Below are 13272 nucleotides of genomic sequence, written 5' to 3' on the forward strand. Positions count from 1 at the left end.
GCCGTCAGTTGTGACCGAAGCGCCGCTGGTGCTTACGGGCAACATCGGCGGGGCTGCCCTGTGCCTGGGTCTGCGGTCGCGACTGGGACTCGTACGCGGTCGTCTTGGCCTGCTCGGAACCGCGCTCCGCCGCGGACGCGCGCTGCGGCTGACCGCCGCCCTGCTTGCGATTTTTGTTCTTGGCCATGGTCTGCCTCCTGGGGGATCTAGGGGCCAGGGCCGCCATCAGACTCACACACCCGTACAAACATCGCATTTCGGATCATTGCGGTGAGTAACGAGGCGCTGCTAGGGTGCCGCTTCACGATCCGCCACGCCGGTGATCGAGTTCCGGCCGTTAACCTCCCGGCTGTCGGGCAGACTCGAAGGAAACCCGAAGCACGTCCGATCCCGAGGTTCCCGAAAGAGGGTGGAACACGTGGACCGCTGCGTCGTCCTGGTGGACGCCGGCTATCTGCTGGGCGCCGCCGCGAGTCTCCTTGCCGGGGAGCCCGCCCGTTCCCGGATCACCGTCGATCACGCCGCCCTCATCCAGGGCCTGCGGGATCGCGCCGAGGCCGATACGGAACGTCCGCTGCTGCGCATCTACTGGTTCGACGGCGCCCCCGACCGCGTACCCCAGCCGGAACACCGGCGGCTGCGGGTCATGCCCCGGGTGACCGTCCGGCTCGGAGCGCTGACCCGCAGCGACGGCCGCTGGGCGCAGAAGGGCGTCGACGCCGCGATGCACGCCGAGCTCACCGAGCTGGCCAGGAACCGTGCCTGCTCCGATGTCGTGCTCGTGACCGGCGACGGCGATCTGCTGCCGGGGCTGATGTCCGCGAAGGAACACGGCGTGGCCGTCCACCTCTGGGCGGTGCAGGCCGCCGACGGCGACTACAACCAGTCGGAGGACCTGGTCGCCGAGGCCGACGAGCGGCGCGTCCTCGACCGGGTCTGGATCACCCGGGCCGTACGCGCGAAGGAACTCACCGGCATCTGCGCCCCGCCGCCCGCGCCGCGCCCCGAGATCGCGGCGATCCTGTCCGCACCACTGCCCGAGTCCGCGCTCGCCGCCACGGCGGCGGCCGAGCGGGCGGAGGCGGACCGTACGGCGGCGCACGTACGCAACGGGACACCGGCCGAGGCCGCGCGGACCGCCCCGGAGAACGGGGTGGCCGCGGCCGCCGCGGCCGCCGGCCCCGGCAGTCCCGGGATCAAGGGGGTGCCCACCCCGAAGGACCTGGCCGGCCTGCGCGGCCCCGTGCCGCCGGCCGACCGGCAGCCGGTGGGGGCGACCCTCCGGTGGTCGTCGGACAAGGGCTGGATCGAGCGCCCGGGCGGCGGCAACGGCGCGCTGGGAGAGCCGCCGGAGACCGCGTCCCTGCCCACCCTCGCCCAGCTCACCAGCGCCGAGCAGCGCTGGGCCGACCGGGAGGAGGACATCACCACGGTCGGCGGTGACCCCTTCGAGGTCGGTCAGGTCTTCGCGCGGCGCTGGATGGAACGGCTGCCGGACCCCTCGCACGTGCAGAAGCTGTCCACGATGTACCCGCGCATCCCGCACCGCATCGACGGCGAACTGCTGAGATACGCGGCCCGGTTCGGACTCCTGGCGCACAAGGACGACCAGATCGACGAGCACGACCGCTATGCGATCCGGGCGGGATTCTGGCGCGAGATCGATGTCCGGGCCGCCGCCGAACACGCCCCCGCGCCGGAGTAGCCCGGCGGACCCCGTAGGCTCGTCCCTCGTGAGTACGGTGTGCGTGGTGCGGGATCTGGTCAAGACGTACCCTGCCGCGCGTGCCCGGCGGGGGGTGGCCGCGAGCCCCGAGGTACGCGCCACCGACGGGATCTCGCTCCAGGTCCGGGGCGGTGAGATCTTCGGCCTGCTCGGCCCCAACGGCGCGGGCAAGTCCACCCTGGTCCGTCAGCTCACCGGTCTGATGCGCCCCGACTCCGGCGCCGTCGAGATCCTCGGCCACGATCTCGTACGCCACCCCGAGCGCGCGGCCCGCCTCATCGGCTACCTCGGCCAGGAATCCACCGCGCTCGACGAGCTGACCGTGGCGCTCGCGGCCGAGACGACGGGTCGGCTGCGGGGGCTCGGGGTACGGGAGGCGCGGGCGGAGCGCGACGCCGTACTGGAGGAGCTGGGGCTGGCCGGGCTGGCCGGGCGTCCCCTGAAGAAGCTCTCGGGCGGCCAGCGGCGTCTCGCGTGTTTCGCCGCCACGCTGGTCGGTGAGCGGCCGCTCCTGGTGCTGGACGAGCCCACCACCGGAATGGACCCGGTCGCGCGCCGCGCCGTCTGGGCCGCGGTGGACCGGCGCCGCGCCGAGCACGGGGCGACGGTGCTCCTCGTCACCCACAACGTCATCGAGGCCGAGACCGTCCTCGACCGCGTCGCCGTGCTGGAGCGCGGCCGTGTCATCGCCTGCGACACCCCGGCCGGGCTCAAGGAGCGCGTCGCGGGCGAGGTCCGCGTCGAACTCGTCTGGCGCGACCGCGCACCGCTGGACGTCCCGGAGGTCGCCGCCCTACGCGCCTCCGCCCAGGAGTCCGGTCGCCGCTGGACCCTCCGCCTGGCCCCCGACGACGCCCGCGCGGCCGTCGCCGCGGTGACCGGCGGCGCGGCCTTCGCGGCCCTGGACGACTTCACCCTGGCCACGCCCAGCCTCGAGGACGTCTACCTGTCTCTCGGCGGCCACGCCACGAAGGGCCTGGTGAAGGCGTGACCGCCGACGTTCGTTCCCGCACCGTCCGGTCAGCGCCGCGCTCGTCGGCGCCGCCGGCGGGCTTGCGTGCCCGCTGTCCGGGGCGGGTGCCGGATGGAGGCCGTGGCACAGTGAGGCCGTACATACGGAACAGGAGCAGCGCCAGGTGAGCACCATGCCGGTGGAGGCCGCGTCCGCGAGCGGGCGGGGGGCGCGGGAGGAGCGCTCGGGGAGCGGGGAGTATCCGCTCGCGCCGCGTGCGCGCGTGCTGCCCGCGCTCGCGGCCGTGTACCGGGCCCAGTTGTCGCGGGCGCGGGTGGCCCGGATCCCGTTGCTGTTCGTGGCGACGTTCCAGTCCGTCGGGATCATGGTGCTGATGCGCGGCGTGGTCGACGGTGGAGCCGAGGCTCGGGCCGTCGTCGCCGGATCGTCCGTGCTCGTGGTCGCGTTCGTCGCGCTCAACCTGCTCGCCCAGTACTTCGGGCAGCTCAGGGCCGGCGGCGGCCTCGACCACTACGCCACCCTGCCCGTGCCGCCCGCGGCGGTGGTGCTCGGCGCGGCGGGGGCGTACGCCTCCTTCACCGTGCCCGGGACGATCGTGACCGCGGTCGTCGGCTCGGTGCTCTTCGGGCTGCCGCTGACGCATCTGTGGGTGCTCGCGGCCGTGATCCCGCTCGCGGGCGCCGCGCTCGCCGGGTTCGGCGCCGCCCTCGGGCTGCTCGCGCCCCGCCAGGAAATCGCCACACTGCTCGGCCAGTTGGGCATGTCCGCCGCGCTGCTGCTGGGCGTCCTCCCGGCCGGCCGGCTGCCCGGCCCGATCGCGTACGCCCGCGACCTCCTCCCCTCCACCTACGGCGTCGAGGCCCTCGCCCACACCTTCCAGGCCCACCCCAGGTGGTCGATCGTCGCGCTCGACCTCGCGGTCTGCGCGGTCGTGGGTGTCGTCTCGCTGGCCGTCGCCACCTGGGCGTACCGGAGGGCCGCGGTCCGGTGAGGCGTGTGAGGGCGACGTTTGGCACGATGGCAGGGTGACCGCACCCCTGACGCCGCCTCACCAGCCTTCGCCGCACAGCGCGCCCTGGAACCCGTACCCCGTCCCTCCGTATCCGGACGGAGAAGGGCCGGACATGAAGACGGACCTGCGGCACGCCGCCATCACCATGGCGGCCGTGGCGCTCTCGGGCATCGCACTCGGACTGCTGTGGCTCTGGCTGGCGCCCCGCGTGCCGTGGGTCTCCACCGAGACCGCGCTCTTCGCCGACGACGCCGCGGGCGAGCAGGCGGCCGGCGCGGACGCCACCTTCGCGCTGCTGGCCGTGGGCTTCGGCGTACTCAGCGCCGCCGCGGTGTTCTGGATCCGGCGCCGCGGCGGGGTCGCGCTGGTCATCGGCCTCGCGCTGGGCGGACTGCTCGCCTCGGCACTGGCCTGGGGTGTGGCGGTGCTGATCGGCCCGTCCGAGGCCGATGTGATCGCGCAGGCCCGCGCCGCGGACCCCGGCAGCACGTTCGAGGGACCACTGGAGCTGCACTCGTACGCAGCGCTGCTCGCCTGGCCCGTCGCCGCGATGCTGGTGCACCTCGCCCTGACGGCCCTCTTCGGCCCGCGCGATCCGGAACCGGAATGGCCCATGCCCGGTCCGCAGCCTCCGCTGGGCGGCGGGCCGAGCTGAGCCACCCACTCCGCCGGGTGGCGGGCCGAGCTGAGCCACCCACTCCGCCGGGTGGCGGGCCGAGCCAGCTGGTGCGTCCGCCGGGTGGCGGCATAGCCAACCTGAGCGTTCCGCAGGGTGGCGGGCCCATTCGACCCACGTGTCCCGCCGACCCGCGCCTCCCCGCCGCCGCGTTACGCCGGTCGGCGTCCGTGGTTCGCGCGGCCCTTCCTCAGACGCCACTTGCGCTTGCGGGTCCTCTTCGACATCCGGCCCCTCGCATCGAGCAGTCGGCCGATCGGGCATCGGCGTGTCCTTCGGTCGTAGCCGAGAACCCGACCCCCGTCGAGGGGTTGTCGGCTGCTCGTTGGGGAGCGTGCACGAGGACGATGAGCTCGATCGTGTGATGGTCGACCTTCGGGCTTGCGTCGATCCGGGCTGTTCGGGCTACGGTGATCGTGCGATCTGGGACGCCGGGTACGGCGCCTGGGGGCACCTCCCAGCGGTAGCTGGGGGAGTGCGGGGCCCCGCTCCACCAGCGAGATGGTTCGGGGCCTCCCCGTCGCCTCTGGCCGTACCCACCATGGCCAGGTCGTGAGGGATCTGGCCTCCCGGGCCCAGACCACGCACAGGATGCGTGTCACCGCCCCGGGGTCGAGTACGCCGGGGACCGGTGCGCCCAAGACCGTTCGGGGCGTGCGGCTGAGCGGGACTCAGTCCCCAGGAACGGTTACGCGCGCCCGATCGGGGCCAGCACCGCGCCCGTGAGCGTCGCCAGATCGGTCGGGGCGAGTTCGACCTCCAAGCCGCGGCGGCCGGCCGAGACGCAGATCGTCGGGTGCCCGGAGGCCGACGCGTCGAGGACCGTCCGCAGCCGCTTGCGCTGGCCGAGCGGTGAGATGCCGCCCCGCACATAGCCCGTGGTGCGCTCCGCCGCCGCCGGGTCGGCCATCGCCGCCCGCTTGCCGCCCACGGCCGAGGCCAGGGCCTTGAGGTCGAGCTGTCCGGCGACCGGGACGACCGCCACGGTCAGCTCGCCGTCCACGTCCGCGACGAGCGTCTTGAAGACCCGGTCGGGGGAGACGCCGAGGGCCTCGGCGGCCTCCTCGCCGTACGACGCGGACGCCGGGTCGTGCTCGTACGCGTGGACGGTGAACGCCGTGCCCGCGGCCGTCAGCGCCACCGTCGCCGGGGTGCCGCCCCCGCCCTGCTGCTTCTTCTTCGCCACGATCCACGTCCTCGGTTCAGTTGGGGCTCGTCGGCGCGCGCGTCAGATCGACCGCGGGCAGCGACGGGAGATGCCGCAGCACCGCGGTCTCCGCGCGCAGCAGCTTCAGCTCCTCACGCAGCCGGGTCGCGGTGTCCGGCGCCTGAAGCAGCCGCTGCTTGGCCGGGGTGTCCAGGACGGCCGCGGCCGCCACCAGGTACGACACCACCGACGGCTCGTCCGGCAGCTCCGCACCGGTGGCCAGCGAACGCTCCCGCGCACCCGCCAGCCGCTTCTGGTAGTTGCGGAACGCCCGCAGGACACCTTCGGCGAGCGCCCCCGCCCCGTCCCCCGACTCCTCCGGGATCTCTTCGAGTTCGGCGGTCAGGAAGGAGCCGCTCGCGTCGACGGAGAGCAGTTTCACCCGGCTCGTTCCCGTGGCCAGCACCTCGAAGCTGCCGTCCGAGCGCTCCCGGATCGTCGCGGCGTCCGCGATGCAGCCGACCCGGTGGAACGCCTGGATCGGGTCCGGGCCGAAACCGGCCGCCGGGCCCTTCTCGGGCAGGGCCGTCTGATCCGGCATTCCGGGGGCGGTCGGTGCGACTTCGCGGCCGTCGCGGATGGCGACCACGGCGAATCGGCGCGGCTGCGACTCGTCGGCCTTCAGCAACTCGCGCATCATGGCGCGATACCGCTCCTCGAAGACGTTCAGCGGCAGCACGAGGCCAGGGAACAGCACCGCGTTGAGCGGGAAGAGTGGCAGGCGAGCGGTGGTCACAGCGGTCAAGCGTAATGGCCGCCGGAACGGCTCTGTCCGGCCCGGCCGCGGTTCGCCCGGTTTGGGCGGTTCAGGAAGCTCTGTCGTGCCGGGCGCAGCGGCATCGACGCGGCGATCTCGATCCGTACGCCGTCGCGCGCCTCCAGGAAACGGCCGAGCGGATCGTCCGTCAGACAGCTCCACGGGAAGGACGTCGCGTACGGGCCGGTCAGCCGGAACTGCTCCAGGGCCTCGGCCCAGCGGCCCCGCGCGATCAGGACGTACACCAGCAGGTTGCGGACCTCGGCGGGCCACGGATCGGTCGGCCGGTACGCGGCGGACAGCGCGATCGCGCGATCCGCGGCGGCGTCGACGCGGTCGGCCGCCACGGAGCCGGGGCCGCCGGTCAGCAGCCGGTCGAACGCGGCCCGCACGGGCAGCGCCTGGACGAGCGAGCCGGGGAGCGCGTCCTCGGCGGCCCGCTCGGCGAAGTCGAAGCACTCGCGGTGCGAGTCGCCGGGCGTGTGCGGCGTGTCCCCCCACCGGGCGCAGCAGACCGCGGACAGGTACTGGAGCGCCGCGACATGCGCGCCGAAGTGGTGCGAGGAGCGGCGCACGGCCTGCTCCCACAGCGACTCGAAGGTGGTGTGCGTGGCGTGGGTGCCGCGAGCGTGGTCCAGGGCGAGCCGCCACGGCACCGGATCGCGCGGGCCGGCCTCGGCCGCGGCCTCGATCAGCGGGCCGACCTCGCGCAGCCGCTCGGCGCGCGCGGGCGACTCCCAGGCCCTGCGCATCGCGAGCTCGGCCCTCACCAGCAGGGCGTCGGCGTCGCCGGGCGCCGTGGCGAGCCAGTCGTCCAGCCAGTCGCCCCGGCCGTACGCGAAGGCCGCGAGGCGCGTCACGTACCGGTCGCGGTTCTCCCACTCGGCCGTCTCGCGCGTGGTGGCGAGCAGCTTCGCTGCGGGCCCGTGGTCGCCGAGTGCGGCGGCGACGAGCGCGGGTCCGAGCCGGTCGTCGGGCGCGTCGAGCAGCACCTCGCCGTCCGGCGGCAGCCCGTCGGCGAGCCGCGGGGTGTGCCGGACCATGCGGGCGGTGCTGATCAGAGCACGGAGCAGAGACATGGTGCGGACCATTGAAAACCGCAGGTGGGGGCGGCGCCAGGGGGCATCTGTGAAGTTTTGGTAGCAGGTGGAATGGTTGTCCTGGTAGAGGTCAAGAAACCGCAAAGGAGTGGGTGACGAGGGGGTGCGGGCGCCCCCCTCGTGGAGATCCGTCAGCCTCGGCGCAGCATCCGTGACGCGCCCGCCGCGACCGTCGTGGCGAGGATCCAGCCGAGCAGGATCAGCGCGGCCGCCGCCCATTGCCAGCGGCCCTCCAGCCGCCAGTAGCCGTCCTGGCCGAGGTTGATCACCGGCAGCAGCAGGTCCAGGGCGAACAGCGACGGGTTCCAGTGCGGATGCTCGTCCGGCTTGATCGCCGCGGGGTCGTGGCGGGAGAACGCCAGCGCTCCCGCCGCCCACAGCACCGCCATCCACAGCGCCGCCCGCCCCGGCCGGTAGCCGTACGCTACGATCCAGTCCTGGAGATAGCCCCACGACTTCGCGGCCAGCGGCAGCGTCTCCCGGCGGCGTCGCTGTTTGGCGAGCAGAACCTCGCGCGCGTCCGCGTCCTCGCCGCTGCTGCGCAGCACCGACGCCAGCCGTTCGTACGGCTCCGGCGCGTACTCGGGAGTCGCCGCCGCCACCCACTCCAGCCGCCGCGCGAGCGGGAAGCGGCTGTACGGGACGAGGTTCTCGTACACGAAACCGCCCATCGCGAGACCGCCGGGCCCCGGCCAGCTCGACGACAGGTCGATCAGCGTGACGACCTTCGCGCCGTTCAGCACGACGCGCCCCTCCTCCGGTCGCTCCCCGTTGAAACGCAGCTCCGGTGTGACGATCCGGCGCAGCGACAGTTCCTCCTTGCGGTCGTCGGACAGCACGAAGCGCGCCTTGTGGAAGTCGACCGCGTCGCCGAACCGGCCGTCGTCGAGACGCACCCCGCCGTGGCACTCGAAGCGCTGCTCCCGCGTCCCGGCGCGCCCACCCGCGGCGTTGGAGATCCCGAACGGGGGAGTGGTCCCCTGATCACCGGCCACGGTCACCCACGCCCGCGTCATGTACAGCGTGCGCTCCACGGTCAGCTGCGGGGCGTTCAGCGCGCGCCGCCCCGCCACCGCCCGCAGCCGGCTGCCGCGCAGGCTCAGCGACACGCCGATCTTCGCGCCGCGCATGCTGACCTCGCCGTGCGTCTCGATCAGCTCGGCCTGGAGGTCCTGCGCCACGGACAGCCCGTCGGCGGCGATCGCCCGGCCGCGCAGGTCCGGGCCGACCCTGATCTGGTTGATCAGCAGATCCGTGCCGATCTGGGCGTCCGTGAGCCGGATCCCGCGCTCCACCCGGCAGCGCGGCAGATGCAGGTCTCCCTCGGTGTGCAGCCGTGCCGCCTCCAGACGGGGGATGGCGCACTCGACCATGCGCACGGTCGTGAAGTGCGCCTCCGGCAGCTTCACCTCGTTCTCGAAACGACAGCCGTTCAGCTCGACGTACGGCGAGATGGTGCCGCCGGCGAGCGTGAGCTTCCCGGTGATGTACGCCCCGCGCAGCTTCAGCGCGCAGACCCGGCCGGGGCGCGGGGCGGGCCCGTGCAGCAGCAGATGGGCGACCACATGGGCGCGCACGCTGCGCTCAGGGCCCCAGGTCTGGTTGGAGAAAGGATCGTTCAGCAGCGGATTGGTGTCGCTGAGGTCGCATGTCCTCCCACTCTCGAAGGCTGTCCAGAGGTCCAGCTCAGGTGTGGTGAGATCGTCGGGCATGTCGACGCCCACGCCGACACCCTGCGGCTCGGTCAAGGCCGCCCCCTCGCTTCCCGGTTCGTACTGCAGTTCTTCCCGCTGAGTAACGGACTGAACGCTAGTGGTCATGAATCACTTGTGGAACCAGAGGGGCGGCGCGCAGCGGCTCGATGAGGGGTGGTGGTCGGGAGACGGGTGGGAGTATCAGCCAGTGATACAGGCGACCGGTGCTCGTGAACGGTCTGAGAGAATTGATACGTGCTGCAAACTCTCTCTCTGGCTCGAATCGACCTGCGCGGCGACGCCCTCCCCGAGGGCGGCGCTCTGCGCGACCTGCTGCCCCGCGCCGAGTTCGACGTGGAAGCCGCCCTGGACAAGGTGCGGCCCATCTGCGAGGACGTGCACCATCGCGGCACGGCGGCGCTGATCGAGTACGCGGAGAAGTTCGACGGAGTCACCCTGGAGCAGATCCGGGTGCCGGCCGAGGCCCTGGAGAAGGCCCTGGCCGAGCTCGACCCGGCCGTCCGGGCGGCTCTCGAGGAGTCGATCAGGCGCGCCCGGATCGTCCACCGCGAGCAGCGCCGTGCCCCGCACACCACCCAGGTCGTGCCCGGCGGCACGGTCACCGAGAAGTGGGTCCCCGTCGAGCGCGTCGGTCTGTACGCGCCGGGCGGACGCTCCGTCTACCCGTCCTCCGTGATCATGAACGCGGTTCCGGCGCAGGAGGCGGGCGTCGGGTCCATCGCGCTCGCGTCCCCGCCGCAGAAGCCCCGTTTTGAAGGAGATGCAGCCGGGGGCCTGCCGCACCCGACGATCCTCGCCGCGTGCGCGCTCCTCGGCGTGGACGAGGTGTACGCCGCCGGAGGCGCCCAGGCCGTCGCGATGTTCGCGTACGGCACCGACGAATGCGCCCCCGCCAACATGGTGACCGGCCCCGGCAACATCTGGGTCGCCGCCGCCAAGCGCTACTTCACCGGCCGGATCGGCATCGACACCGAGGCCGGCCCGACCGAGATCGCGGTCCTCGCCGACACCACCGCCGACCCGGTGCACGTCGCGGCCGACCTGATCAGCCAGGCCGAGCACGACCCGCTGGCCGCCGCCGTCCTGGTCACCGACTCCGTCGAGCTGGCGGACGCGGTCGAGCGGGAGCTCCGGCCGCAGGTCGCCGCCACCAAGCACGTCGAGGACCGGATCGTCCCGGCCCTCTCCGGCAGGCAGTCGGCCATCGTCCTCGTGGACGGCCTGGAGGAGGGCCTGCGGGTCGTCGACGCGTACGGCGCCGAGCACCTGGAGATCCAGACCGCCGACGCGGCGGCCGTCGCCGACCGGGTCCGCAACGCGGGCGCGATCTTCGTCGGCCCGTGGGCGCCGGTCTCCCTCGGCGACTACTGCGCGGGCTCCAACCACGTGCTGCCCACCGGCGGCTGCGCCTGCCACTCCTCCGGTCTGTCCGTCCAGTCCTTCCTGCGCGGCATCCACATCGTCGACTACACGCGGGACGCGCTGGCCGAGGTCACCCACCACGTGGTGACCCTGGCGGAGGCCGAGGACCTCCCGGCGCACGGCGCCGCGCTCAAGGCAAGGTTCGGCTGGAAGGTACCCGACAGCAAGTGAGCACGAGCAACGTCGGCATCGACGATCTCCCCATCCGCGACGAGCTGCGCGGCAAGTCCCCGTACGGCGCGCCCCAGCTCGACGTCCCCGTACAGCTCAACACCAACGAGAACCCCTACCCGCTGCCCGAGCCGCTCGTCGAGCGGATCGCCGAGCGGGTACGGGAAGCCGCGCGCGGCCTCAACCGCTACCCCGACCGGGACGCGGTCGAGCTGCGCACGGAGCTCGCCAAGTACCTCACCCGCACCGGTAAGCACCCGGTCGCCGTCGAGAACGTCTGGGCGGCCAACGGCTCCAACGAGGTCATCCAGCAGCTGCTGCAGACCTTCGGCGGGCCGGGCCGCAGCGCCATCGGCTTCGAGCCGTCGTACTCGATGCACGCCCTGATCGCGCGCGGCACCGGCACGCACTGGATCTCCGGCCCGCGCCGCGACGACTTCACGATCGACACCGAGGCGGCCACGCGGGCCATCGCCGAGCACCGCCCCGACGTCGTCTTCATCACCTCCCCCAACAACCCCACCGGCACGGCGGTCGACGCGGAGACGGTCCTCGCCCTGTACGAGGCCGCCCAGGCCGCGAAGCCCTCGCTGGTCGTGGTCGACGAGGCGTACGTCGAATTCAGCCACCGCGACTCGCTGCTGCCGCTGATCGAGGGCCGGCCGAACCTGGTCGTCTCCCGGACGATGTCCAAGGCGTTCGGCGCGGCGGGGCTGCGCCTCGGCTATCTCGCCGCGCACCGGGCGGTGGTCGACGCCGTCCAGCTCGTACGCCTGCCGTACCACCTCTCCGCCGTCACCCAGGCCACGGCACTCGCCGCCCTGGAGCACACCGACACGCTGCTCGGGTACGTCGAGCAGCTCAAGGCGGAGCGGGACCGGCTGGTCGCCGAGCTGCGTGCGATCGGCTACGAAGTGACCGAATCCGACGCCAACTTCATCCAGTTCGGCCGGTTCGAGGACACGCACGGCACCTGGCAGAAGATCCTCGACCGGGGCGTCCTCGTCCGTGACAACGGCGTACCGGGCTGGCTGCGAGTCACCGCCGGCACCCCAGAAGAGAACGACGCGTTCCTCGATGCGGTTCGCGCGATCAAGAAGGAGCAGAGCGCATGAGCCGCGTAGGAAGAGTCGAACGCACCACCAAGGAGACCTCCGTCGTCGTCGAGATCAACCTCGACGGCACCGGAAAGGTCGACGTGTCGACCGGGGTCGGTTTCTACGACCACATGCTCGACCAGCTCGGCCGCCACGGTCTGTTCGACCTCACCGTCAAGACCGACGGCGACCTGCACATCGACAGCCACCACACCATCGAGGACACCGCCCTCGCGCTCGGCGCCGCCTTCAAGCAGGCGCTCGGCGACAAGGTCGGGATCTACCGCTTCGGCAACTGCACGGTCCCGCTGGACGAGTCGCTCGCGCAGGTCACCGTCGACCTCTCCGGCCGCCCGTACCTCGTGCACACCGAGCCGGAGAACATGGCCCCGATGATCGGCGCCTACGACACGACGATGACCCGGCACATCCTGGAGTCGTTCGTCGCCCAGGCGCAGATCGCGCTGCACGTCCACGTCCCGTACGGGCGCAACGCCCACCACATCGTGGAGTGCCAGTTCAAGGCGCTCGCCCGCGCCCTGCGCTACGCCTCCGAGCGCGACCCGCGCGCGGCCGGAATCCTGCCTTCCACGAAGGGTGCGCTGTGAACGGCCTCTCCACGATCCTGATCGTCGTCGGGTTCTTCCTGGTCGGCGGCATCATCTCGTTCGTCAAGCAGAAGCAGCCCAAGGGCCTGATCGTGCTGCTCTCCATCGGCGCCGCGATGTGTCTCGTCGCCGGCGTCCTACGGCTGGACGTGTGGTCATGACCGAGCGCAAGAAGGTCGTGGTCTTCGACTACGGCTTCGGCAACGTCCGCTCCGCCGAGCGGGCCCTCGCCCGCGTCGGCGCGGACGTCGAGATCACCCGTGACTTCGACACGGCCATGAACGCCGACGGGCTCCTCGTCCCCGGCGTCGGCGCCTTCTCCGCCTGCATGGACGGGCTGAAGGAGGCCCGCGGGCACTGGATCGTCGACCGCCGGCTCTCCGGCGGCCGCCCGGTCATGGGCATCTGCGTCGGCATGCAGATCCTCTTCGCGCACGGCATCGAGCACGGCGTGGAGACGGACGGCCTCGACGAGTGGCCCGGCACCGTCGCCCCGCTCAAGGCCCCGATCGTCCCCCACATGGGGTGGAACACGGTCAAGGCCCCCGAGGACAGCGAGCTGTTCGCCGGCCTCGACGCCGACGCCCGCTACTACTTCGTGCACTCCTACGCCGTGCACGAGTGGTCCCTGGAGATCACCAACCCCGCGATGCGCGCCCCCAAGGTCACCTGGGCGACACACGGCGAGCCGTTCGTCGCCGCCGTCGAGAACGGCGCGCTGTGGGCGACCCAGTTCCACCCCGAGAAGTCCGGCGACGCCGGCGCCCAGCTCCTCACCAACTGGATTGGCACTCTGTAATGGCGAAGG

14 protein-coding genes are annotated in these 13272 nt (G+C 72.5%); 9 read left to right on the top strand and 5 right to left on the bottom strand.

Annotated elements, in window-relative coordinates; all coding sequences use genetic code 11:
* Positions 1 to 4: 4 nt before the first annotated feature.
* On the bottom strand, positions 5 to 187 hold the full coding sequence (locus tag ABT342_RS11415; protein WP_351570538.1) for a hypothetical protein: 183 nt from the start codon (positions 185 to 187) through the stop codon (positions 5 to 7).
* Positions 188 to 409: 222 nt separating this feature from the next.
* Here ABT342_RS11415 and ABT342_RS11420 point away from each other — a divergent pair, with 222 nt between their 5' ends.
* The 4 genes from ABT342_RS11420 (at position 410) to ABT342_RS11435 (ending at position 4366) form a co-directional block, all read left to right on the top strand.
* Positions 410 to 1705: an NYN domain-containing protein gene (locus ABT342_RS11420; protein WP_351570541.1), complete on the top strand. Its 1296-nt coding sequence runs from the start codon at positions 410 to 412 to the stop codon at positions 1703 to 1705.
* Between the two features lie 37 nt (positions 1706 to 1742).
* The gene (locus ABT342_RS11425; protein ID WP_351570992.1) at positions 1743 to 2717 is read left to right on the top strand and encodes an ABC transporter ATP-binding protein; all 975 of its coding nucleotides are present in this window, start codon (positions 1743 to 1745) and stop codon (positions 2715 to 2717) included.
* Positions 2718 to 2871: 154 nt separating this feature from the next.
* The gene (locus ABT342_RS11430) at positions 2872 to 3690 is read left to right on the top strand and encodes an ABC transporter permease (protein WP_351570995.1); all 819 of its coding nucleotides are present in this window, start codon (positions 2872 to 2874) and stop codon (positions 3688 to 3690) included.
* Between the two features lie 133 nt (positions 3691 to 3823).
* Positions 3824 to 4366 (top strand): ABC transporter permease, encoded by a 543-nt coding sequence (locus tag ABT342_RS11435; RefSeq protein WP_351570544.1) that lies wholly within the window; start codon positions 3824 to 3826, stop codon positions 4364 to 4366.
* Positions 4367 to 5075: 709 nt separating this feature from the next.
* Here ABT342_RS11435 and ybaK read toward each other — a convergent pair.
* The 4 genes from ybaK to ABT342_RS11455 form a co-directional block, all read right to left on the bottom strand.
* The gene (gene ybaK, locus ABT342_RS11440; RefSeq protein WP_351570547.1) at positions 5076 to 5573 is read right to left on the bottom strand and encodes a Cys-tRNA(Pro) deacylase; all 498 of its coding nucleotides are present in this window, start codon (positions 5571 to 5573) and stop codon (positions 5076 to 5078) included.
* Positions 5574 to 5589: 16 nt separating this feature from the next.
* Positions 5590 to 6330, bottom strand: a complete 741-nt coding sequence (locus ABT342_RS11445) for an LON peptidase substrate-binding domain-containing protein (RefSeq protein ID WP_351570550.1) — start codon at positions 6328 to 6330, stop codon at positions 5590 to 5592.
* 5 nt (positions 6331 to 6335) lie between these two features.
* Positions 6336 to 7442: a hypothetical protein gene (locus ABT342_RS11450; RefSeq protein ID WP_351570553.1), complete on the bottom strand. Its 1107-nt coding sequence runs from the start codon at positions 7440 to 7442 to the stop codon at positions 6336 to 6338.
* A gap of 140 nt (positions 7443 to 7582) precedes the next feature.
* A complete protein-coding gene (locus ABT342_RS11455; protein ID WP_502965515.1) occupies positions 7583 to 9163 on the bottom strand; it encodes an oxidoreductase in 1581 nt (526 codons plus the stop codon).
* Between the two features lie 240 nt (positions 9164 to 9403).
* Between ABT342_RS11455 and hisD the strand changes: the two genes are divergently transcribed.
* Genes hisD through hisH form a run of 5 tightly spaced genes read left to right on the top strand, consistent with a single transcriptional unit; the run spans position 9404 to position 13263 of the window.
* Positions 9404 to 10759, top strand: coding sequence for a histidinol dehydrogenase (gene hisD, locus ABT342_RS11460; RefSeq protein WP_351570998.1), 1356 nt, complete (start codon positions 9404 to 9406; stop codon positions 10757 to 10759).
* Positions 10756 to 11874, top strand: coding sequence for a histidinol-phosphate transaminase (locus ABT342_RS11465; protein WP_351570559.1), 1119 nt, complete (start codon positions 10756 to 10758; stop codon positions 11872 to 11874). Before hisD ends, ABT342_RS11465 begins: the two co-directional genes overlap by 4 nt.
* On the top strand, positions 11871 to 12464 hold the full coding sequence (gene hisB, locus ABT342_RS11470) for an imidazoleglycerol-phosphate dehydratase HisB (RefSeq protein WP_351570561.1): 594 nt from the start codon (positions 11871 to 11873) through the stop codon (positions 12462 to 12464). The genes ABT342_RS11465 and hisB overlap by 4 nt, the downstream gene beginning before the upstream one ends.
* Positions 12461 to 12625: a CG2302 family histidine operon protein gene (locus tag ABT342_RS11475; protein ID WP_351570563.1), complete on the top strand. Its 165-nt coding sequence runs from the start codon at positions 12461 to 12463 to the stop codon at positions 12623 to 12625. Before hisB ends, ABT342_RS11475 begins: the two co-directional genes overlap by 4 nt.
* Positions 12622 to 13263, top strand: coding sequence for an imidazole glycerol phosphate synthase subunit HisH (hisH, locus tag ABT342_RS11480; RefSeq protein WP_351570566.1), 642 nt, complete (start codon positions 12622 to 12624; stop codon positions 13261 to 13263). Before ABT342_RS11475 ends, hisH begins: the two co-directional genes overlap by 4 nt.
* The last annotated feature ends 9 nt before the right edge of the window (positions 13264 to 13272 follow it).

It is taken from the genome of Streptomyces sp. NPDC000410, assembly GCF_040300305.1.
GTDB lineage: Bacteria > Actinomycetota > Actinomycetes > Streptomycetales > Streptomycetaceae > Streptomyces.